Below are 23391 nucleotides of genomic sequence, written 5' to 3'. Positions count from 1 at the left end.
CTCCATTCCTTTTACTAGCCATATTAACACCAAAATTGGTCTTCATTTCATATAAAAAAACAGGCCAAGTGTTTTCGCCTGTTTTTCTCTTAAACTCTTATTTTTGTCCTAAACTAGCAATGTTTGAAAGTGGTGCATCTAAGTTTGTTAGAGACTCTGCAACAAAGATTCTAATTTCATAGCCAGAATTATTTCCAGGCATCATGAAACCACCTGTAATTGTTTCTGTATTTCCGGAAGGTACTGCTTGTGTTAGCCCAGAAATATTTACTAATTTACCCTTCTTATCATATAACCCAACTACAACTGTCACTGTTTGCTCTTCTTTTGTATTATTGCGTACATCTACACTTGCAGTAACAAGTCCTTTTTTCGGTAGTTTGCTAATTTCATTGCCTTCCTCATCTTGGAATTTAGCATTGCTCACCGTATAGTCATCACCAGTTACAATAATAGTACGTGTAACAGTTTCTGCCTTATTACCATCTGAGTCTGTTACATCGTAAGTTAGTGTATAAGTTCCGATAAAGTTTGTATCTACTTCACCGCTTACTTGTATTTTTTCTGATAAGTCACCATCAAATTCATCTATTGCTGTTGCTCCTGGATCTACGAATGTATCACCTACAGGAACTTCTATCGTTTCATCACCATTTAGTGTAATTACTGGAGGATTTATATCAGTTTCTGTTAATTTATATGCATCTGCTTGAATCCATGTATCGCCATTAACAGCATGCATTCCAGTGAAAATTGTTACCTTATTATTGTCACCGGAATTAAAGCGTACTGTTAGCTTTTCATAGCCTCCGTGAGAACCGAATTGAACTTCACTCATTATTCCACCAGAAGCATCTCGCACTCCGAAATATCCAGCAGTGTTATTACCAGAAGTCCGTACCCAACCTTCAAATTTATAGTCGGTATTTGGTTCCACATCTACTGTTTGTGTAAATGCATTCCAACCAGCTTCATGACGTAAATACAAATTTTTGTTCCCACTATACGCAAGACCATGAAGATCAATTCCCCCCTCCTTTTCCCCTTCTAATTGCCAAGGTGCAGAAACTTCATTTGTTGTTTGTTCTTCGAATGACGGGTCACTTAATAAATTTACTTCGTCGCGTACTTTTTGAGCATCTAATGTAGAATGCATGAGTACAACATTATATGGACCCCACAAGGACATTACGAAATAGAGATCTTTTCCATCCATTGACCATGGATGCATATATCCACCATATAATTGTGGATGTTCCGCTCCAGTAGCAACAACTACTTCGTCTGACCAACCGTGTGTTAAATGGTCAGATGATCGTATAACCATTGCATAGCTATTAACATTTAAATACATGAGAATGTACTTGTCATAGTAGGAATTATACATTATAGACATTTCACTAATAGGAGCATCGACTATTACGGCAGATGCTGATTCATCATTTACCCATTCAGATCCGTTCCAATATTCATAGCTTTCTTTCACTAACATATCTTCTTCAGGTACTCTAGCTAAATGAGCAGCATGGTTTCTACCTGTACGAGCACCAACCATATAAACATAACCATCTTCTTTTATAAAAGAAGCAAAACCAAAATTACTATCTCCATCCCATTGCACATCAGAATATGTCCAGTTTTGTCCTTCATCATCTGAATAAGCAATTCCTGCATGGTTTATTGTCCAACCATCCCAAGTTCTTAATTGGAAGTAGTGGATATAGTGGCGATCGCCAACTGTTACACCTGCATTAGGAATAACGGTAAAATCACCATTACCAGATGTATTTTTCTCTGAAAATAGAATTTCCTTCGCATAATCATCTCTTCCTTCTTCTGTAATCATGGAAGAGAATGCAAGACCATCGGATAAATCCGTGTCATGTGAGAGAGCTAATAAATTAGATCTCCAACCTCCACCTCCGCCACCGAAGCCTCCCCAACCGTCGTCATAAGAGTCTCCAAAGGCAATCATTACTTTCTTATCTTCAGGATCAGTAGTAGCATCCCAAATAACCCCTAAGTCAGTTGCTCTTAATCCCCATCTTTCATGTGTTTGGTTTGGATTTGGGATCGTTTCCCCTTCTAGAGTTGGGCCAGTTACTCTAGCAATCGTTTCTGCCTTTGTTGCGGTTAACTCAAATTTTTCTGGAAGCTCTTGTTGTGTAGTTGATTCTGGAAGATCTTGCTGTGTTACCGCAAAAGATGGTGATGGAAATGGCGGTATTGCTAAAGATACAATCATAATAATTAATACGATCATCGAACCAATTGAACGTCTTTTCTTTGAATTCACATTTTCTTCCCCCTTGTATTCATATAATTAAATGAACGAATTATATTTAGATAAAAATCTTTATCATACCAGTAAACGTTTACACAGTAATTCTCCTCCTTCTTCGATTTCATCTACTATCTGCTATTTAAAACAGTTCTGCTTTGTGATAACGTTTACATATAAAATATAAAAAATAGTGCTATCCAACTCTACAACACATTAGTAAACGCTATCATTTTTTGTCTTCCAATTCATTTTTATATAATTCGTCCAATTATACAATTCTCTCCATCTCAAGAAATTCCTGTTGTTATTTGAAAAATAATCCAAAAGACCTAGCACGATAAGTATTAAATACCCAAAAAAAGAGTAGGAATTTTTCTCCCTACTCTCCTGATGGTTTATCTAAAATAGTATCAATATGAACTGGCACTCCAAAGTTCGGTGTACCGTCTTCATTCCAAGTAAATTTCTGCATTCTCACATTTCGATCCCAACCAGAATTAATCTCTTTTGCAGCATGGTATACAATCCAATCTTCTGTTCCATCTGCTGATTTAACAAAACTATTATGGCCTGGCCCCCACACTTCGTTTTCTGGACTATAGGCAAAAACAGGCTGTTGACTCTTTTCCCAAGCTGCTGGATCAAGTGGATCATCGCCAACGAATGTTAACATTCCTAAAGAATATGTGTTTGTCCAACTGCCACTTGCAGAGTAAATTAAGAATAATTGCCCTTGTTCATTTCTCAATACTTGTGGCCCTTCTTGGACTTTTGGTGTTGTGTTAGCCTCCCAGGATAACTCAGGTCGAGAAATTTCTACACGTTCCCCACTAATTGTCCATGGATTGGACATAGGAGCAATATATGTATTTTGGCTAACGTTCACGTCGCCTTCCCATCCTGACCAGACAAAGTATGATTTCCCTTCGTGTTCTAACACTGTTCCATCAATCGCCCATTTATTCGACGGATCGGTAATTTGTCCATATGTTTCTTCTGTTCCTTCTGGATAATCGTATGGACCCCATGGATCCTCGCCTTCCGACTCTAATACATACATTCGTTTATCATCATTCTCAACAGAAGCAGCGTAATAGATATACCATTTTCCATCAATAAAATGATGCTCTGGTGCCCATATCGATCCACTATTCGGTGCACCTGGAGATGGAGACCAAACAATTTTCCTCTTAGCTAATCCAATGTCTACTAATGTTTCTGATTTCCAAATCGTTATATTATTACCAGTTGTATGTGTGTAGTAATATAGTCCGTCAGTATGCTTCACAACCCAAGGATCCGCTCCATTCCATGCAATTGGATTTCGGAACTGATGTTCATTTGGTTGTGGTATTTCTACTTTCTCGTCTTCTTTTTCATTCTCTTTTTCTTTCTCTTTATTCTCATCAATATCTTTCTGTTCTGTTTTATCCTCATCTGTATTAGCTGTATCTCTATTTTGTGCCAGGAAGTATCCTGCAGTTAAAATAACCATCAGCAATATTACAGATGTGGCGATTTGCATTAATTTATTTTGCCTCATAATATCCCCTCTTTTTTACATATCCCTTTTTTTATATAATTCTATGAATCATCGTAAAATCCTTTTCTTAAAAAAGAATAATGCTCTTTCACATTTGTGTAAAAGAGCATTCATTCCTTTAAAGTGCTGTATAGCCACCATCAATTGTGAATACTGATCCAGTTGCAAATGAAGAAGCATCTGAAGCTAAGTAAAGGGCAATTGCTCCTAATTCTTCAGGGTTTCCAGGGCGGCCCATTGGCGTCATACTTAACCATGTATCCACTTCGCCACCACCAGATTCAAAGAACTTCTTCGTTAATTCTGTCTTCATGTAACCAGGTGCAATTGTGTTAACTCGAATATTGTGTTTCGCCCATTCCATTGCTAAGCTCTTTGTTAGCATAATAACTCCAGCTTTTGATGCATTATATGAAGCTTGGCATTGTGGTGTATTAACAATAATTCCAGACATCGAAGAAATATTCACGATAGAACCTTTCTTCTGCTCAATCATCACTTTTCCAACCGCTTTAGATACTAGGAATACACCATTCAGGTTAATATCAATGACTTTATACCAGTCTTCGTAGGATGTTTCTTCTGCTTTTCCATTAATGACAATACCTGCATTATTAAATAAAATATCGATTTTCCCGAAGCGCTCTACCACTTTTTCAACCATGGCATTTACTTCGTCCTCTTTCGTTACATCCATTTTAATCGCTATTGCTTCAATACCTTCATTCTCTGCTAGTTCTTGGGCAGTCTTTTCAGCTGCTTCCAAATTAACATCAGGAATGACAATATTAGATCCTGCCTGAGCTAATGCAGTTGCCATTGCTTTACCAAGGCCTGTTGCTGCACCAGTTACAATTGCTACTTGACCTTTAAGATTGAATTTGTCTAGTACTTTCATCTTTTTATCCTCCTTAATATCAGCATAGTAAACTATTTATCTTTTAAATAGAATTTCTCCAAGTGATGCAGCTGCTGCTCCATTCCCCCAGTCGAAAATAGTGAACTCACCTGCAATGTCAATATTTTCTCCATGGTGTGCATTTTCCATCGTAAAGCCATAATCTTTTTCAGTAAAATGAGGGAATGTTTTATCAAACAATGCCTTTACTTCTGGATTTTCCGGACAGTACATCATATAGAATGATGCTTTCATTGCCCAGTAACTACGGTATTTGTACTCTTCTTTATTCGTTAGTTTGTAATAATCAGCAAATGTGATAGCAATTAAGCTTTGACGTGCGTCGTTCCATTCATCATCTGACGTCATAACGCTATACCCACCTAATACTGGCTGGTTCAAATATTCTGGGTTCCAAATTGCTTGATACAAGGAAAGCTCCGCCAATACTTGCTCCCCAGCATCTAGATACTCTTGTTTTTTCGTAACAATATACAATTCTTTCAATGCTTCTGCTGTCCAGTAAATTGAGAAGTTACATTGATTGTATAAGCCGCTCCGCTTATCTTTCACTCCATATTGTTTTCCTTCCCACTCTCTTGCGCAAGACCAATATGTTTCAAAATCTTCCCAACGACCTTCTGGAATTACATCATTTATTACGAATTGCATCCCTTTTTCAGCTGCTCGCAAATATTGGTCTTCTTTCGTAATTTCATATAGTTTCGTTAAGAACCAGACATGCATCGATGTTTCTGGACTATCCTTCAAGAAAGGAGAAATGTCACCAGTCTCTTCATGCACCCATCCTGGGAAACTACCATCTTCTCCTTGAAGTGTTAGTAATCTCTTCGCATAATTCGTTGAATAATCTAAGAGAGATGGATCTTTTTCCAGATCTGTATACCATTTCAGCATCCAAATACATGTCCAAGACATATCTAATAAATGCGCATAGTTATCATGATTGACTGGCCTACGATCGGAATGACCCCAATTCCCTGTATCCCATTCATTATCTGCTCCTGCCCAATATACAGACGGGAATAATCCATCTGTTTGCGGTGCAGATAAAGCGAAGTTTTTCGTTAATTCTGCTCGACGAATTAAATCATTATCTTTTCGCATTTCTCCCCAAAGTCGGTAACCATATGCACTACGAAGGCTAGAGAACCAAGCTTGATTCCAAATACTTTTCTTCTCTCTCCAGCTATCTTCATTACCAAGCCCAGGAGTTTGCGCAGCTCGTACAATGAACACACTTCCGCCAACTTTTTGTCCATCTAAATCAAATTCTTGCCACACAATCGGTTCCCAGCGATTAAATGCCCAGTCATACGTGTAATCAACATAAAGCTCTAATTCTTTTAATGCATCCTTTTCTGTTGAGGCTTGTACCATTCGTTTTTTCGCAAATCTTTCCCAAAGGAAATCTGTCACTCTTGTATAATTCCTTTTTTCTGTTACCCCTTGCCACTGGACTAAATAAAAACGAAATAGTAACTGTCCCTTTTCTACTGAAATTGGTTTATCAATTCTGCGATGATAAACATGGAATATCTTCTCATAGTGTCCTAGGCCATAAAATAAACTTCTGTCTGGCTCAACATAATCCATTACATGTGGAGCAATTCTATTTTCATCTAAAAAATCCAAATCTGGAACAAGAGCAAAAAGCTCTTCGTCATTTTCAAATATCATGGCAGGTGATTGGAAAAACAAATCCCCAATAACCATATCTTCGAATGGAGACAAATGTGGTTTCCAAGTACAGTTAGCGGTTTCATTTTTCAGTACCATATCTACTTGCGCTTGAGAAACTTCAGTTGCATTACCATTCCAAAATGCCTCCACTACAGCAACTCGTTTACCATTTTCGTCTTTCTCCTCTGAAACTATTACATTCAAATCATCATTATTATTAATCTCAATCCAACTATCCAACCAATTAGGAAGAGTTATGCTCATCCCAATCCCTCCTACACCACATTTTGTATGTGTAATCGTTTACACAATTAAACGCTTTCAATACCATTTTACCGTTTCTCTATAAGGATTGCAAAGGAAATAAAGGTATTTTGCTTAATGCTATAGAAACTTTATAAAAATTCAATTTTGATTCCCATTTGAAAGTATTATAGATTTTTAGGAATCAAAACACCTCTTTGATTCCCATTTCATAAATAAAATGACTTTGCGGGAATCAAAACACCTCTTTGATTCCCGTTTCATAAATAAAATGGCTTTGCGGGAATCAAAACACCTCTTTGATTCCCATTTCATAAATAAAATGACTTTGTGGGAATCAAAACACCTCTTTGATTCCCGTTTCATAAATAAAATGACTTTGTGGGAATCAAAACACCTCTTTGATTCCCGTTTCATAAATAAAATGGCTTTGCGGGAATCAAAACACCTCTTTGATTCCCGTTTCATAAATAAAATGGCTTTGCGGGAATCAAAACACCTCTTTGATTCCCGTTTCATAAATAAAATGGCTTTGTGGGAATCAAAACACCTCTTTGATTCCCGTTTCATAAATAAAATGACTTTGTGGGAATCAAAACACCTCTTTGATTCCCGTTTCATAAATAAAATGACTTTGTGGGAATCAAAACACCTCTTTGATTCCCGTTTCATAAATAAAATGGCTTTGCGGGAATCAAAACACCTCTTTGATTCCCGTTTTAATAATTAAAAGGCATTACGGGAATCAGTTAATTTATGTTAGGGCTTTAGTTAAAAGTTAGAATGGCCATTTAATGAATGCATACATTCACATAAGCACTCGTCGACTTTAAGATTTCACTATCAACACATCTAGCCCATCTATTATTACTTCCCCTGAAACATTCTTTTCTTTAATCACATCAAAGCCATTTTCTTGTACAGTAACTGCCGTAGGTTCTCGGTTAATGTTTATATAGAATGTGTATCGGACATTTTCATTTACACGACTGCTTACAAATATACCCTTTGGCAATGTTCCATTCGGTATCCCAAGCTCATTTACTATGTCTGTCAAAAAGTCACTCGCAAATTCATCACTACCCATTACTCCTACATAGTAAACAGTACCATTTCCATATTGATTTTTTGCCACTGCTGTTCTACCAGCATAGAATTTTTGTTTATATGTTGCTAGAGATTCAGCCGTATTTGTTTCAAGCATGTCTAGCCATACTTTTACTGGATACTCTTTTCCATTATAAAAAATAGAGTTTGCATAACGATCTGGTAAAACTTCAAACTCATCAATAATTAATCCTGCTAGTTCAGCCAATTTTCCTGGCCATGGTTCCTCAATCGTGACATTTGCCCAATCCTTCATACCACTTCTAGCACCTATTATTAAACTTCCACCATTCTCAACGTAAGATTTTATATTTTCATAGATTTCATCACTCACCATGGCCATGGATGGAGCAATTACTACCTTATACTTCGATAAATCAGTAGTTGGGTTTACTAAGTCTGCTGTAACTCCCATTTTTGTTAAAGCTCGGTAGTAAGTTAGTATGTGGCCACGATGGTCAAAATTACGATATTGTTTATGAGCATCAAATGCCCACATTTGATCAAAATCATAGAAAATCGCAACAGGTGCTTCTACCGTTGTAGTTGCCAGTTCATCTTCGAACTTTGCGAGTTCCTTTGTCATTTGCTGCACTTCATAATATGGTCTTCTCGGACTACCATCATGACGCAATAATCCATTTGGATTCTGTTCATTACTGTACCTATTTGAACGCCAACGGTAATATAGAATACCGTCTGCACCACGAGCAATATCTTGATAAGACCATAATCGAACTAAGCCGGGTTCATTGGCAAGATTATAATCACTATAGTTAAAATAACCATTTTTTTGCTCTAATACCCAATGTCCTTTATGCTTTGCACTTCGATAATGGTCATGTAGTAAAGTCTCAATATGATTATCACCATCTACACTTGGATAGCAATCCCAGCCAATAAAATCCAACTTATCTGCTACATCATAGGAATTGAGACGTTCATACCAGCCTAGCATATTATGGGTGACAAATTGATGTGGAGCATGTTTCTTAATAATATCGACTTGACGACTTATATGCTCTACTGTTGAATCTGAACCAAAACGAGTAAAGTCTAGTTTTTGTGAGATAGAAATTGTTAACTGATCTGCAGATGGTGGTGTTACTTCCTCCCAGCTATTGTACACTTGACTCCAAAACTTTGTTCCCCACGTTTCATTCAATTTATCTAATGTACCATAACGCTCTTGCAACCACTTCACAAAGCCTTCACGGCAATCTTGACAATAACATTCAACGTTTCTTAATTCATTATCGATTTGCCAGCCAATTACCGCATCATTATTTGCGTAATGTGTCGCCATCTTATTGACTAGGCGATCTATATAGAAGATGAGCGCTTTATTATTCTTACAATGCATTCCCCTCTCTCCATGAATTCTACCAAAGCGATCTGTCCTCACTACTTCCGGATGTTGATGACGTACCCATGGAGGGGAAGCTTCGAATGGTGTTCCTAAGATAAATTGCAATCCTTCCTTACTTGCTAGTTCGATAAAATCATCGAGCCATGAAAAATCAAATTCTCCATCTCGCGGCTCAAGGAAAGACCAGGAAAGCTCAGCTAAACGAAGTACTTTTATTCCCGCCTCTTTCATCATTGCAATATCTTTTGGCCATCGTTCTCTTGGCCAATGTTCTGGGTAGTATCCTGCTCCAATATATATTTTTTTCTCCATCTCTCTCTCCCCAATCTAAGTAAACGTTATCATGTAAAAAGATGAAAAAACCTCCTAGAAATCCTCTATCAATTATAGTAATTGTCTGGATTATCATAGGAGGTTTGATTTTAGTTAATTACTAGATTACTCACAAGCAGGCACTTCCGCTTTTCTTATTGGCTAGCTACAGTGCCTATCGACTAGCGGATTTCCGGTATCTTCCTACGATAAGTCAACATCGATTCGCCTTTGGCTCATCGTGTTTCCTTTATCTCGTCAGGTCCCTAGAAAATCCGTACGTCGATAAGCAGGCACTTCCGCTTTTCTTATTTACTATCATGTGAGAAGCATTGTTTTAATGTTTCTGGGTTAAATGGTTTAATGTCAGGTAATGGTAAACGGTCTTTTACTGGTAAAATTTCAGCCGCTGGTTTATGTGGCTCTGTTTGGTACCAGTATGCAGTGCTGGAATAGTCATCACTGCGGTTATTGTTATGACCGTGCTCAATTGTTACTTTGATTGATTTATCAAACATGATTGGGTCTTGGATATGGTAACGATATGCGGAAATTTTTCCTGACCAGTTAGGTCCACCGCCTAAAATAATACCGTGATATGGTGTGTTTTGTTCTTGCTGTGGGCACCATGCAGTATTGAAGTAATCTTCCATACCTGTTCCGTGTAGCGCTGGTGGCCATTTTTCACCATCGATGAAGATCATGTCGTCTCCTTCTCCATACCAATCCCACTCATGTGTTTCTCTTAAGTTATGAATATTTAAGTTACAGCCAACATAGTGACCTTTACCTTCTGCTTCTAGCATGACATAGTTGCCTTCACCAGTTGTATTTTTCCCACCAAAGCTGTATAGTGCATTATCTGTGTTTGGATCGATACCTTCTGTTAATTCGCGATGCCAAATTGCATGGAAACGAAGTGGGCTATCGATTTCTACATCATATTGCTCATAGTCAACATAGTAGTAGAATTTGATTGGCTCATCAGCATTACTTTCGATTTCAATTTTTGCGCTTTTTCCAAAAGGCATTGGGAAGAAGCAGTTCATTGCTGTTCCATTTTCTGGGCTCATTTGAAGTGGTGCAGAAGAATAGTTTTTCGTGATACCATGTCCCATACCGAAGAAGTCACCGATAGGAGCTTGTACACTTGGGTTTTCTTCGCCATCCCAGTACATTCTAACAACAACTTTTCTGTGTAGGTATTGTTCCATTACCTCACTTATTGGAGCCATTGTTGTCCAAATATGTGTGATACAGCCAGAACCTTCAATGTCTGTAATTGTTTTTGTTTCACCAGGGAAAATTTCTAAATAGTCCTTATTTCCTCCAGTAACATCATAACTTGAAAATCTTTTACGCTTTGCATCTCTCTCACGATATAAATCTCTTAAAGAAGTTCCTACAAAACTCATCATCATTTCTCCTTTATACCTTGTTTATTTTCTTCTATGCTCTACAAGTGTTGATTTCCGCTCCAGGTGGCTCGCTTTCCGCGGGCGGTTCGGTGAGCCTCCTCGACGCTTCCGCGTCTGTGGGGTCTCACCCTGACCCTTCATCCCACAGGAGTCTCGCCACCTTACGCTTCAATCATTTTTTAATAAACGGTCTTTTTTTTCATCTTCAAAGCTTTATCTTGATAATTGTTTCCCTAGGCTACCACCTGGGTGATAGAGGTGGAAGTTTTCCTTTGTAAATCCTTGCGCTTTACATAGGCCAACTGCTAAAGCGTCTCCAATTACTAGCGCCAATGTGGAACTTGTTGTTGGTGCAAGTCCAAGGTGATCTGCTTCTGTTTCATATTTATACGTTAGCGCTACGTCACAAGCCTTTGCCATAGACGAATCGGCATTTTTCGTAATTGCAATTTTCTTCGGTTTAATGACTGATAGTGATGGAAGTAGATTTAAAACTTCTGCTGTTTCCCCACTATTTGAAATCATGATGACTACATCTTTCTCTTCAATCATGCCTAGGTCACCGTGAACTCCTTCCGTACTGTGTACGAAGAATGCCGGGGTACCTGTACTTGCAAGGGAAGCTGCAATCTTTTTACCAACGTGACCAGATTTGCCTACACCAGTAACAATAACTTTACCTGTGCAGTTTTGGATTAATTTAATTGCCTCCTCAAATTCTGGACCTACATTCTCTGCTAGCGCTTTAACAGCCGCTGCTTCAATTTCAATTGCTTTTTTCACATCTTGTAGTACGGTCATAATCTATCTCCTTTTTGCTATTTTTTAAAGGGCTTTCATTACTTACTATTAAACTACCACGTTTATTCTTAAAAACGTGTGTAATGTGTGTAATCGTTTACACACTACTAATATTATACCAAATTAAATTTTATTTCAACACCTATTTATCAAAAGTATTTATTCTTCCTTTAAAACGATGTCTGCTTTCATAATAAATGTGTTGTATGGGCCCCATCTAGACATTGTAAAATATAGTGTTTTACCATTGTCTTGAATAAACTGTGGATGCATATATGATCCATATAAACCAGGATATGCACTTTGAGAAACCATTGTTTGAGGCTCTGTCCATGGTCCCCACGGATTCTCCGCTTCTACTAAATCAATATTCGTTGTAGTTCCATTAATATACGTTAATAGCCATCTTTGTAAATCCTCATTCCAAACGACAGAAAGTTCTCCTGCAGTTGTTTCAATCATATTTGTCGCATCTTTTTCCTCACTAGACCACTGTGGATTACCTTCTTCATCCACACCAGTAAAATAAACATATTTATCCTTATTTTCTATATCGTTTTGATGAACCTTCATTAATTGAATATTGCTGTATCTTCCAGGTTTCACTCCATAAAAATAGATTTCTTCTCCTAATACTGCTTCATTTTGATTTGGTTTTACTATCGCTACTTGTGTGAAATTACTTGCAATGCCCCACTCCAAGTCGTCTAACTTTTCCCATGTTTCTCCTTTATCCGCGGATTTATACACCCCAGCATGTGAGGTTGCCCATACACCAGGTTCTCCCCAAACATCAACAGCCATATAATAAAGATACATGTTATCGTTTACAGAAACACCATAAGTAGGAATAGCTGTTAAGAAATTACCATGTAGTTTATTAGATGGGATGAGTTCTTTAGCTACTCCATTCTCCTCTAAAAATCCGTCTAACACAATTCCATCAGATGGATCTTTATCTGTGGAGTATGCTACAACATTTGATCTCCAATTCGTTGTTGGACCTTCTCCTGGTGGTAACGTACTATTCGCACCGAAAGTATCACCAAACACATAATACAACTTATCATCCATTTCAAATATACTACCTAGGTCTGTACCACCTACATCATATCTTTCTTCCGTTTTATTTACGGAGTTTTGTCCAGTTAATTGTTCTACTTCCGATATCCTTACAAAATCAATGATAGAAGGAATCGTTTCTTGTTTTTCTTCCTCTTCTTCTAATTCCTTACTAGGTGTTTTGTCGACCACCTTATTCTCGTTATCTTTCTCTTCTGCATTTTCTTTACTACAGCCCACCATTACGAGTAACAGGGCAATCAGTAAAATGGATAGTTTTACTAAAACATGTTTACCCATTATTTGTCACCTACCTATTTTAGTTTTCCTTTACAGACATAAACTTTTTGCGAAATTGATTTGGAGATACACCTTCTTGTTTTTTAAACATCCTACTGAAATAGGCCAATTGAGAAAAACCACAATGGATAGCTATTTCTTCAATACTCCAGTCTTTTGATAATAGTAATATCTTTGCTTGATCGAGACGAACTCGATTCACATATTCTATTGGTGTACAGCCTAGAGTACTAATCATACATCTAGCAATGTGATTAGGATGGAAATTAAGAACTTCCCCAAGCTCTTGGTAACTTACTTTTCGCTGAAAATTCTTTCGCAAATATGCAGCAGCTTGTTCCGCAATAGCTAAAGAGGGTAATGATTGTGATAACTTCGTATTATTGGAGAGTTCTTGTAATAATTGCTGGAATAACATTTGCCTTTTCCATTCCCATCGATAAAGCGCTTCATTATCCGCGTAAAGAATTTGTTCACAGATCGTTTCGACAGCCAGTGCGTTATGAATTGGGCAATACTTTTCTAACAGAATTCCGAAAGTTCTTTCCGTAAAAGGATTACCACTGTCTTCCTCCCTTCTATCCACATTGCGATTTCCAGAAGCTTCATGTAACTCCATCCATTCTTTTGCTGAAAAATGAAACCAATAAAAATGAGTAGTTTCCGTACATGCTTGAAAAGAAAAATGATGGCAATCGGGATATAGAATAAGCACCTGATGTTTTTTTACATGAAAATGATTCTCTTCTTCCCCAATGTATAGGCTTCCATTTGTTACAATGAGCAAATCAAATACTCCAATCCCTTGACGATTTGGATGTGACTGACCAACATTGTACGTATCCTCACCTGCTGCTATTAAAGTAGGTAGAGGTGGTGCAACTATGTGCAGCATTTGCAACCCTCCAACATGTTACGATTGTGCAAAAAGCTGTTAGAATCCTGCATATCTTACAGTCCATTATACACTATAATAGTTTCATATAAGACATTATTATTAATTTCTCAGGGGGAATAATTATGGAAAAAGCAGTCCAACACAAACTTATTTCAACCGCTTTGAAAGCTATACCACTTGGAAGTATTAAGCCCCAGGGATGGCTTAAAAATCAACTACAAATCCAAGCAGATGGATTTACTGGACATTTAGATGAACATTGGGAAGATGTCGGACCTAATAATGGTTGGCTAGGTGGTAATGGAGATAGTTGGGAACGTGGACCTTACTATTTAGATGGCTTACTCCCACTTGCGTATTTACTAGACGATCCTAAATTAATTGCAAAAACAAAGCCATGGATTGAGTGGGCACTTGCTAGCCAACGGGAAGATGGATCTTTTGGTCCCAATGATTTACGCCAAGAAAATGCAATCCTTCATGATAATCAAGACTGGTGGCAAGAAATGATTATGCTTAAGGTGCTGATCCAGTATCAAGAAGCGACTAATGATGAGCGTGTTATTCCTTTTATGGAAAAATACTTTTCGTATTTGCAAGAAGCCCTTATCCAATATCCACTCAAAGAATGGGCACAAGCACGTGGAGCTGATTTACTGCTATCCATCCATTGGCTATATGAGAAGAATAAGGATGATTCGTTGCTAGATCTAACTGAAATTGTCCGGGAACAGACAACAGATTGGAGTAAGATTTTTGATAAATTCCCTTTTTGGCGTAAGCAAGAACAATGGGACCACCGTACACATGTTGTAAATGTAGCGATGGGAATAAAAACCCCAGCTGTTTTCTACCGACAAACAAATAATGATTGGGAAAAAGAAGCAGTGTATAAAGGGATTGAAAGTTTAATGACATATCATGGTCAAGCCCATGGCATGTTTTCTGGTGATGAGTGGCTATCAGGTACCCATCCAAGTCAAGGTGTAGAATTATGTGCCGTTGTCGAGTATATGTTCAGTATGGAAAATCTCGTCCGGATTCTTGGCGATGGTAAGTTTGGTGATATTTTAGAAAAGGTTGCATTTAATGCGCTACCTGCAACGATTTCGGAGGAATGGGATGCTCACCAATATGATCAACAAGTGAATCAAGTTATTTGTAATGCTGCGCACAGACCTTGGTCTAATAATGCAGAAGCGAATATGTTTGGGTTGGAACCAAACTTTGGGTGCTGTACTTCCAATATGCATCAAGGCTGGCCGAAATTCACAGCTAGTGCATGGATGGCAACAGAGGATGGTGGTGTAGCTGCAATATCCTATGTACCATGTAATGTTCAAACTTTAGTTGCAGATGGAAAAGACCTTGAGATTACAGTTAGAACCGAATACCCATTCCGCGAAACAGTAACAATGGAAGTGAATGTGTCGGAGTCTATTCGATTTCCACTGCTACTACGTGTACCTGAGTGGTGTGTAAACTTTGAAGTGAAGATTAATGGAGAAGTTCAAAATGCAATTGTAAAAAATGGCTTTGCCCGTTTTGAACGTGAATGGAACAAAGACGATGTAATTGAAGTTACTCTACCAATGGAAGTGAAGCTAGAAGAAAGAAATAATGAGGCGGTAAGTGTAAATCGTGGACCGCTTGTGTTTGCATTACCAATTGGAGAGCAATGGGTGAAAGTGCAGGAGCGCGTACGTTTCCATGATTGGGAAATTTATCCGACATCTGCTTGGCGTTATGGTTTAGTGAAAGATGCTACTTTTACAGTGGAAATACAGGATATTGTTTATCAACCTTATAACACAGCTGATGCCCCAATCAAGTTAGTAACGACGGGAAGACAAGTTGCAAACTGGGTAATGGAAAACAACTCTGCTGGTGCACCTCCTCTAAATCCAATTCCATACAGAGATGCCAAGGAAGAAACGATTGAGCTAGTTCCATATGGGGCTGCTAAACTAAGAATCGGAGAGTTTCCAGTATTGAAGTAGAATAATAATAAAAGCAACGTTTTCCTTTATATAGGTAAACGTTGCTTTTTCATATTACGGTCCACTCCAATTTTTAGTAATGGATTCCTACAAGAAAGCTTCTTCTTTATCAACTCTCCGCTGACCACTTGGTTTTACCTTAATAGATTCAATTATCGGCTTTTCTTCTCCTGCTTCCACCATTTTTCGAATTAAACGTTTCTTTAAAATCTCTTTCACTTCTTGATGTGACTGGTGATCTACTAAATTACATAATTCATATTGATCCGCCTGTAAATTATATAGGCATTCCTCCACATATCGATTTGAATCCGAGTCCTTCCATCCATCTTTATGCGGAGCAACTACACTATATTTCCATCTTTTTGTTCGAATTGCCCGCCCTACTTGTGACTCACTAATTTGAATTAATACTTCCCCAGACCAGTCCTGACATTTCCCGGTCAATAATGGTAGGATCGATTTTCCCTGCATCTCTTTCGGTACTGGAATGCCTGCCGCATCTAATAATGTTGGTGGTAAATCAATTAAACTTACTAACTCACGAACATGTCCACCCCCATCAAAGCCAGGTCCCCGTAAAGCGGTTGGAACGCGTATCGAACTTTCATGACAAGAACGTTTATATTCTGAGTTCCTTGTTTTAAAATGGCAGCCATGATCAGATGTGAATAAAATAATCGTATTATCTAATAAATCCAAGCTTTTTAGTGCATCTATCAATCTTCCTAATGCTTCATCTAATCGCTTCACCATTCCATAATATCCACTTAAATGCTGATGTGTCGTACCTCCCAAAGCAGCTAAATCAGTTGGTATCCATTTGGATATATATTGTTGTGCATATCCATCTGGAGCAGGGTAATCATCACGATGATTTTGGTGATGTGGTTCCAAGAAAGACATGAACAGAAAGAAAGGTTCATTTTGATGCTCATCCACATAACGAATCCCTGCATCTGTTAGTGCATCCACTCGATAACCTGGAAGCTTTACACGCTGTTCGTCCTCATTAAATACAACTGTATCATAGGCATCTGATGTCATTTCTAGAGTATTTGCTGCCAACCAATATTCATATCCACCGCGTTGTTCTAGTGGAACTGGATCATGATCGGCTAAATGCCATTTTCCTATATAGCCGGTCTTGTAACCAGCATCTCGAAAATAATGTGCCATTGTTTTCGTCTCTGTTGGAAGGGCGATACCATTCCGGTAACAACCGGTTGTTGTCGCATATTGTCCTGACTGTAAACAGGATCGAGCAGGTCCACATACAGGTTGACATGTAAAAGAGTTAGCGACATGTGTACCTTCTATCGCCATTCGATCAAAATTGGGCGTTAGACCGTGCGGATTCCCATGTATTCCAGTAGTATCCCAACGCTGCTGATCGGTGAAAAATACAATAACATTTGGATTGTCCTTATTTTTCCTCATTACCACGTCTCCATTTACACTACTAAAATATAAATAAAAACAAAGCTAATAACTGCAACTGCTACGGAAGCTAGTAAACCAACAATAACCGGTTTAAGTCCTTGTGCAATCATTTTCTTCCACTCAACTTGCAGACCAACTCCAACCATTACCATCAAAATAAGAAATTTAGAAAAGCTCTGTATCCACTCTTTTATTTCATCTGGAAATACTCCAAAACTATTTAATACACTCATCACAATGAATCCAATTACAAACCATGGAAAAGCTTTAAAGATGCTTTTCGATAGATTAGTTGAGCTGTCTCCACTGTCCTGTTTTGATTTAGCAACCCAAATTCCAATAATAAGCATTAACGGAATTAGGAATAGAGTTCTTACTAGCTTTACAGTCGTAGCAACTTCCCCTGCCTCATCTCCATACATATAGCCTACAGCTAATACAGAGGATGTATCATGAACAGCAGTACCTGCCCAGATTCCAAACACAGTTTGATCCATATCAAATGCGTGACCTAAAACCGGGTATAATAGAGTTGCTATTAAGTTAAATAGGAAGATGGTCGAAATTGCATATGCAACTTGAACCCCTTTGGAATCTAATAAACTTTTCGTTGCGGTTATTGCAGTTGCTCCACATATAGCTGTACCAATTCCAATAAGCAAGCCAAGATCTTTGTCTACTTTTAGCAGCTTTCCAAACCAAATAGTAAGTAGAATACCAGCTACTACAACAATAAATATAATGGTGATTGCCTGACCACCAATGGCTAAAACTTCAGCGATACTTAAACTCGTTCCTAGCAAAATTATCGCGAACTTTAATAACTTTTTTTGAGTAAAAACAATTCCTACTTCGTATACAGGTTTTACGGATAATCCGTTTCGGATAAAAACACCAAGGAAAATAGCAATTACAGTTCCACCAATCAATGGAAAGTTCTTTCCTAATTGCTGTGCGATAAACGCAACAATTACTAATAATATTACTCCTGGGAACCAATCAGGGATAATATTGCTTACTGTTCCAGTTTTTGTTTTTTTCACTGCTTCCATCATAATTCCCCTCTCACATATATCACTAGAGGGGAATCAAATTCCCTCTAGATGCTACCTATTTTGAAATTGACCAAAATATGTTGGAAATAATTCTTTAATTTCTGAAAAAGATGTTTCTGCATTAAGTGAAGGTTTGTATTCAAGACCAATAAAGTCATCATATCCCGTCGCCCGAATTGCTTCGATAACGGCAGGGACATTCACTTCTCCTCCTACAGGCTCCACTCTTCCAGGAACTTTGGCTAGGTGATAATAACCTATTTTATCATGATTATTCTGGATTGTCTGAATTAAATTTCCATCCATTATTTGCATATGATAAATATCGTATATTACTTTTACATTTCCACTACCTACTCCATCAATTATCCGAAACGCTTCTTCCGAGTTATCACAATAAATTCCTTTATGATCTACCAGACTATTAAGAGGCTCTAATAGTGCCGTCACTCCAGCCTCTTCTAAAATTGGAGCAACATATTTAAAGGTAGCAATTGCTTCTTCCCGATGTTGTTCGATACTGCGACTAGAATCCAAATTGCCTGGGACAAAAATTAACCGTTTACAATTAACATTTTGGGCATATGTAACAGCTGTTTCTACATCTTTTGCTACTTGTTCACGATCTTCTGGATTCGTTAATAGAGGTCTTCCTCCTCCAGCCTCAAAACCTGTTGCTCCTCCCAAACAGCTAACCTGCATCGGATATTTTTCAGAAAGTGCTATTACCTCTGATAGATCTCGATGCCTCCACACAAATTCGCAACCTTGAAACCCAAATTGACTAGCTACTTTCCATCTTTCTTGAAAAGAAACTTCATTAGTAAAATTCATTTCTAAATGTGCCGCAAACTGTATCATTCCACTCACTCCTAAGTGTATAGTTTCATTTAATCTATTTTTAAGCTATTTATATTATTAAACTCTTAAATAGAAGAGGGCTGTTCCAATATCCAATTTAGAACAACCCCTATTTTTATTTCATCTCTACTAATTTAAACCAGCGTCTTCTTTTAATTTTTCTATATCTGCACCTAGCTGTTTCATCACATTATTTTCAATCGTCTGTAACGTGGTTTTTGAATCAATATTATTAGCAATTGATTTATTAATCTCTTCGATAAAGATTGGCCATGTTTTTCCATCTAGTGGAGTCCAAATTCGTCTAGGTGTAAGCTCCGAAATTTCTGCATATAGAGCATTTGCTTTTTGGTCTCCTAAGAACGGGTTAGTAGATTCTTGATACCAAGGTGTTTCTACAATATGTCTCCAAGCCGGTTGTAAGTTGTTTTGTGTAAATATCTTCCATGCATCTTCTGATAAATTCAGCCACTCTAACCAAGCCCAAGCTGCTTCCTTATTTTTACTTTGTGCTGGAATTACATAAGTAGAACCACCGATTGTATTTGTATTACCTAATGGCATCCTAGTAGCTCTCCATTTACCTTCTTGTTCAGGTACTATATTGCTTAATGCTCTTGCTCCCCATGCGCCATTTGGATATGAAACTATTTTTCCTTGCTTAATTAATTGCTTTCCTTGATCACTACCTATTCCTAAATGTGGTGCCCAATTTAGTTGTGCACCTTCCTTCACTAGGTCTAACATTTCAGCCAATTCAGGTGTATTACGTAAATAATTAAGATCGTTATCATAGTACCCAATCATATCAGCCATGTGAATAAACGGTGAGTCATTGAATTCCATAATATACATATCATTTGCAGCAAATGTTTGCGCCATTTGTAAGAAGTTATCCTTATCTTGCATAAATTCGCCTAATTCTTCAGGATCATTCGGGAATCCCATTTGTTCATAAATATCTTCACGATAGAACCAGACACCTGGTGCAATCCCATTAGGTATTCCATACATTTTCTTACCATCTAATGATCTCCACTGATGCCAAATAAAATCAGGTACTAAATCTTCATATCGTCCAATATCATATGGTGGTTGGAATAAGTCTTCTAAAAGATCTCCAACAACAAAGCGCGGGAAGCCTCCAACCTCAACCATACATACATCACACGCACCTGTACCAGCGGCTAATGTAGTAGCCATTTTATCCATTACTTCCCCTGCACCCATAACAGATAAATTCACTTTAATATTTGGGTACGTTTTGTTGAATTCAGCTATCATATCCTCGTAAAAATCAGGTGACCACGTCCAGAAGTCTATTTCACCTTCTGTCTCAGGTCCAAAAACATATTCTATTTTTGTTTCTTTTTTTCCTTCGTCTCCCTCATTCTTTTTTCCACCAGTATCCGTTTTGTTTGAACAGGCTGTAAGAATAATTAGTCCACCTAATAAAAGTACAAGAAATAATTTTGAAAACCTTTTCATTTTTCTTTTCCCCCTTTGTGCAAGTATTAATATTAATTGAACAAAAAACAGTACTAGATCTAGGGAATTCCCCCTTTTGTGTATAAATTTTTCCAAACTACCAAACTATGTGAATTATCTTATTTGATCTTATAAGTTTCTGAGTATTTATCATTGAACTCTTCTGTAATTTCTTTTAGACCAGCTTTTTCCCAATCACTAATAAATTTATCCCAATTCTCATCTATATCGAGTTTGCCGGTAACAAAGTTTATATAATATTCATCAGCAACCTTTTGCATATCAGGATATTTATCTTGTGCCGGAACTACCCCTATAAATGTCCTAATATTCTCAACTCCTTCTACACGTTCTTCCATATATTTAAGAGTTTCTTTACTATGATCATATTTTTCCATCAATTTAGATTTCTGGCCAAACATCCCATAAAACGTACCAGCACCAATTTTATATTTTGTTGCTTCACTGGAGTACTCTGCATTCATCATCGGAACGCCGTCTTTCATTTCATAGTGTTCTCCTTCAATTCCATAAACAGAAAGTAAGTAAGCTTCTTCATCTGTAGCTAATGCATTTAAGATTTCCAAAATCTTCTCTTTCTTCTCTTCATGGTCTTCCAATTGAGCTCCAAACACGATGTAGCCGTTTCTTGCACCATACGCATAAGCTACATTCTTAGCATAAGGACCTTCCAAAGGTTTTCCGATAATTATTTCTGTATCTGGATTAGCTGCGTAAAATTGTGGTGCAATAATCCCTAACCTCGGTTCAAATTGGAAGGATTGCCAATCACGAATCCCGACTCTCTGATTAATAAAGTCATTATGCGCATCTGTTGGATTTTTCGTGACAAATTCTGGGTCTATTAAGTCTTCTTCATACCATTTATTTAATAGTTTCAAAGTTTCTTTTGCTCCTTGAGTTGTTAAACCATGATAGATCTTACCATCATCATCTACCATCCAATTAGCTTTCACTCCATGAGCAGCAAAAACTGCACTAAATGATCGATCATTTGCCCCTTGACCTGAAATACCATACGTATCCTTTTTTCCATTACCATCTGGATCATTATTCCGAAACTTACGTAATACATCTTCAAATTCTTCTAAAGTTTTTGGTGCTTCATCATACCCAATCTTTTTCAACCAATCGCCATTATATCCAGGTAAAAATGGTAAATCTCCTGTCGGCCACATTAGAGGTATTCCATAATTCTTTCCATCTACAAGTGCATATTCAAAAATATTAGGATCCATTTCCCGTAGTGAGTCTGCATATTCAGGCATAAATTCCTCTATTTCCTCAATAGATATCTCTGTTAGTACACCTTGCCTTGCTAAATCATCCACATCTCCTGGTCCATCCAAATAAATGACATCCGGTACATCCCCAGTACTAATTTTCATGTTTATCTGGCCACGATAATCATTGCGTTCTACTCGAATATTTTCGAATTTCACATCAAATAATTCTTCTAGTGCCTTTTGAACTGGTGAATCATTTGTTTCTGGTGGATTGAAACTCAACCATGAAATGACTCCGGGATCACCATCTGTTTTCTTTGAACATGCTGCAAGAACTCCGAATATCAATATTAGCGAAGCAATCATAGCAAAATACGATTTTCTTTTTAGCCAATGCAATCTCTTCATCCCCTTGCAAAATGGTTTTATATATTCAACACTCTTCCGGGTACATTTCATCCCTTTACAGAGCCAATGAATATCCCTTTCGTAAAATACTTTTGCAGGAACGGATATACGACCAATATTGGTATTGTTGCTAACATAATCGTGGCTGCTTTAATAGATTCGGGTACAACATCTTGACCACCAGTTTGATCCATCATCGCCTGCATTTCCTGGGTATTGTTCTCAATTACAAGTCTCCTTAAATATGTTTGCAACACCATTTTGTCTGTATCTTGAATGTATAAAAGTCCATCAAACCATGAATTCCATTGATTTACAGCCATCCATAAGCCAACTGTTGCTAGAATTGGTTTGGACAATGGCAGTATGATGGAGAATAATATTTTTATATCACTAGCACCATCCATCTTTGCTGATTCTTCTAACTCCGCAGGAATCTGCATAAAAAAGTTTCGTAAAATTAGTAAAGAGAATGTACTGATAAAAAATGGCGGAGCTAAAACATACACCAAACGTGAATCCATTAACCCAACCTCTTTAATTAATAGATAAGTTGGTATTAATCCACCTTGGAAAAACATTGTAAAAACAATCAATAATGTAAAGAACGTGCGATGTGGTAAGTATTTCTTTGAAAGTGGATAAGCAGTTAATGACATAAATACTAATGCTAGTATTGTCCCTACTACCGTTCGAAAGATGGTATTTCCAAATCCCACCCATATTTGATTTGATGAAAAAGCGTTCTTATATGCATCTAAAGAAAATTCTAATGGGAATAGGTGCAAGCCAGGTCTTATCGCTTCTGTTGGAGTACTAAACGAAACAGCCAGCATATGGATAAAAGGATATAACATCATGACGCATAAAAATACAATGAATACGATCAGGAAAACTTGGAATACTTTTTCCCCTACTGTCATTCGATA

At 37.5% G+C, this 23391-nt stretch carries 16 protein-coding genes; 1 reads left to right on the top strand and 15 read right to left on the bottom strand.

The annotated features are described in order from the left end of the window. Nucleotides 1-97: 97 nt before the first annotated feature. From ACFPM4_RS07810 to ACFPM4_RS07770, 9 genes are all read right to left on the bottom strand, one after another. A complete protein-coding gene (locus ACFPM4_RS07810) occupies nt 98-2296 on the bottom strand; it encodes a DUF4185 domain-containing protein (RefSeq protein WP_382349813.1) in 2199 nt (732 codons plus the stop codon). 367 nt (nt 2297-2663) lie between these two features. Next, nucleotides 2664-3827: a glycoside hydrolase family 43 protein gene (locus tag ACFPM4_RS07805; protein WP_382349810.1), complete on the bottom strand. Its 1164-nt coding sequence runs from the start codon at nt 3825-3827 to the stop codon at nt 2664-2666. 118 nt (nt 3828-3945) lie between these two features. After that, complete coding sequence (locus tag ACFPM4_RS07800) at nt 3946-4725, bottom strand: SDR family NAD(P)-dependent oxidoreductase (protein ID WP_382349807.1); 780 nt, start codon at nt 4723-4725, stop codon at nt 3946-3948. A 36-nt stretch (nt 4726-4761) separates the two neighbouring features. Continuing rightward, entirely contained in the window at nt 4762-6693 is a 1932-nt protein-coding gene (locus ACFPM4_RS07795) for a hypothetical protein (RefSeq protein ID WP_382349804.1), read from the bottom strand. Between the two features lie 829 nt (nt 6694-7522). Beyond that, complete coding sequence (locus ACFPM4_RS07790) at nt 7523-9481, bottom strand: beta-galactosidase (RefSeq protein ID WP_382349801.1); 1959 nt, start codon at nt 9479-9481, stop codon at nt 7523-7525. 308 nt (nt 9482-9789) lie between these two features. Continuing rightward, nucleotides 9790-10896 (bottom strand): glycoside hydrolase family 172 protein, encoded by a 1107-nt coding sequence (locus ACFPM4_RS07785; protein WP_382349798.1) that lies wholly within the window; start codon nt 10894-10896, stop codon nt 9790-9792. A 216-nt stretch (nt 10897-11112) separates the two neighbouring features. Further along, nucleotides 11113-11700, bottom strand: coding sequence for a KpsF/GutQ family sugar-phosphate isomerase (locus ACFPM4_RS07780; RefSeq protein WP_382349795.1), 588 nt, complete (start codon nt 11698-11700; stop codon nt 11113-11115). Nucleotides 11701-11859: 159 nt separating this feature from the next. Beyond that, nucleotides 11860-13062, bottom strand: coding sequence for a DUF4185 domain-containing protein (locus ACFPM4_RS07775; RefSeq protein WP_382349792.1), 1203 nt, complete (start codon nt 13060-13062; stop codon nt 11860-11862). Nucleotides 13063-13081: 19 nt separating this feature from the next. Continuing rightward, the gene (locus ACFPM4_RS07770) at nt 13082-13957 is read right to left on the bottom strand and encodes a helix-turn-helix domain-containing protein (protein ID WP_382349789.1); all 876 of its coding nucleotides are present in this window, start codon (nt 13955-13957) and stop codon (nt 13082-13084) included. 125 nt (nt 13958-14082) lie between these two features. Between ACFPM4_RS07770 and ACFPM4_RS07765 the strand changes: the two genes are divergently transcribed. Further along, nucleotides 14083-15960, top strand: coding sequence for a beta-L-arabinofuranosidase domain-containing protein (locus ACFPM4_RS07765; protein WP_382349786.1), 1878 nt, complete (start codon nt 14083-14085; stop codon nt 15958-15960). Between the two features lie 87 nt (nt 15961-16047). On the opposite strand, the gene ACFPM4_RS07760 is transcribed toward ACFPM4_RS07765, so the two are convergent. The 6 genes from ACFPM4_RS07760 to ACFPM4_RS07735 all read right to left on the bottom strand — a co-directional run bounded on the left by ACFPM4_RS07760 (nt 16048) and on the right by ACFPM4_RS07735 (nt 23385). Then, nucleotides 16048-17400 carry a sulfatase-like hydrolase/transferase gene (locus ACFPM4_RS07760; RefSeq protein WP_382349783.1) on the bottom strand — a complete coding sequence of 451 codons (1353 nt, stop codon included), beginning with the start codon at nt 17398-17400 and terminating at the stop codon, nt 16048-16050. 14 nt (nt 17401-17414) lie between these two features. After that, nucleotides 17415-18455, bottom strand: a complete 1041-nt coding sequence (locus ACFPM4_RS07755; RefSeq protein ID WP_382349780.1) for a YeiH family protein — start codon at nt 18453-18455, stop codon at nt 17415-17417. 54 nt (nt 18456-18509) lie between these two features. Then, nucleotides 18510-19319 (bottom strand): hydroxypyruvate isomerase family protein, encoded by an 810-nt coding sequence (locus tag ACFPM4_RS07750; protein ID WP_382349777.1) that lies wholly within the window; start codon nt 19317-19319, stop codon nt 18510-18512. Nucleotides 19320-19448: 129 nt separating this feature from the next. Further along, nucleotides 19449-20807: an ABC transporter substrate-binding protein gene (locus ACFPM4_RS07745; RefSeq protein WP_382349774.1), complete on the bottom strand. Its 1359-nt coding sequence runs from the start codon at nt 20805-20807 to the stop codon at nt 19449-19451. A gap of 119 nt (nt 20808-20926) precedes the next feature. Then, complete coding sequence (locus ACFPM4_RS07740; protein WP_382349771.1) at nt 20927-22453, bottom strand: extracellular solute-binding protein; 1527 nt, start codon at nt 22451-22453, stop codon at nt 20927-20929. 56 nt (nt 22454-22509) lie between these two features. Continuing rightward, nucleotides 22510-23385: a carbohydrate ABC transporter permease gene (locus ACFPM4_RS07735; RefSeq protein ID WP_382349905.1), complete on the bottom strand. Its 876-nt coding sequence runs from the start codon at nt 23383-23385 to the stop codon at nt 22510-22512. Nucleotides 23386-23391 lie beyond the last annotated feature (6 nt).

Origin of the sequence: Lederbergia graminis (assembly GCF_042655485.1) — a bacterium.
Lineage (GTDB): Bacteria > Bacillota > Bacilli > Bacillales > Bacillaceae_C > Lederbergia > Lederbergia graminis.
Note: the sequence above shows the minus strand (reverse complement) of the source record. Positions and strands in the feature narration are given on the sequence as shown.

What these genes read in the sequence shown, in the direction of transcription:
- ACFPM4_RS07785 (WP_382349798.1), bottom strand. Translation starts at nt 10,896, where the DNA reads ATGAGTTTTGTAGGAACTTCTTTAAGAGATTTATATCGTGAGAGAGAT.
- ACFPM4_RS07805 (WP_382349810.1), bottom strand. Translation starts at nt 3,827, where the DNA reads ATGAGGCAAAATAAATTAATGCAAATCGCCACATCTGTAATATTGCTG.
- ACFPM4_RS07745 (WP_382349774.1), bottom strand. Translation starts at nt 20,807, where the DNA reads ATGAAAAGGTTTTCAAAATTATTTCTTGTACTTTTATTAGGTGGACTA.
- ACFPM4_RS07760 (WP_382349783.1), bottom strand. Translation starts at nt 17,400, where the DNA reads ATGAGGAAAAATAAGGACAATCCAAATGTTATTGTATTTTTCACCGAT.
- ACFPM4_RS07765 (WP_382349786.1), top strand. Translation starts at nt 14,083, where the DNA reads ATGGAAAAAGCAGTCCAACACAAACTTATTTCAACCGCTTTGAAAGCT.
- ACFPM4_RS07795 (WP_382349804.1), bottom strand. Translation starts at nt 6,693, where the DNA reads ATGAGCATAACTCTTCCTAATTGGTTGGATAGTTGGATTGAGATTAAT.
- ACFPM4_RS07790 (WP_382349801.1), bottom strand. Translation starts at nt 9,481, where the DNA reads ATGGAGAAAAAAATATATATTGGAGCAGGATACTACCCAGAACATTGG.
- ACFPM4_RS07735 (WP_382349905.1), bottom strand. Translation starts at nt 23,385, where the DNA reads ATGACAGTAGGGGAAAAAGTATTCCAAGTTTTCCTGATCGTATTCATT.
- ACFPM4_RS07775 (WP_382349792.1), bottom strand. Translation starts at nt 13,062, where the DNA reads ATGGGTAAACATGTTTTAGTAAAACTATCCATTTTACTGATTGCCCTG.
- ACFPM4_RS07750 (WP_382349777.1), bottom strand. Translation starts at nt 19,319, where the DNA reads ATGATACAGTTTGCGGCACATTTAGAAATGAATTTTACTAATGAAGTT.
- ACFPM4_RS07780 (WP_382349795.1), bottom strand. Translation starts at nt 11,700, where the DNA reads ATGACCGTACTACAAGATGTGAAAAAAGCAATTGAAATTGAAGCAGCG.
- ACFPM4_RS07770 (WP_382349789.1), bottom strand. Translation starts at nt 13,957, where the DNA reads ATGCTGCACATAGTTGCACCACCTCTACCTACTTTAATAGCAGCAGGT.
- ACFPM4_RS07800 (WP_382349807.1), bottom strand. Translation starts at nt 4,725, where the DNA reads ATGAAAGTACTAGACAAATTCAATCTTAAAGGTCAAGTAGCAATTGTA.
- ACFPM4_RS07755 (WP_382349780.1), bottom strand. Translation starts at nt 18,455, where the DNA reads ATGGAAGCAGTGAAAAAAACAAAAACTGGAACAGTAAGCAATATTATC.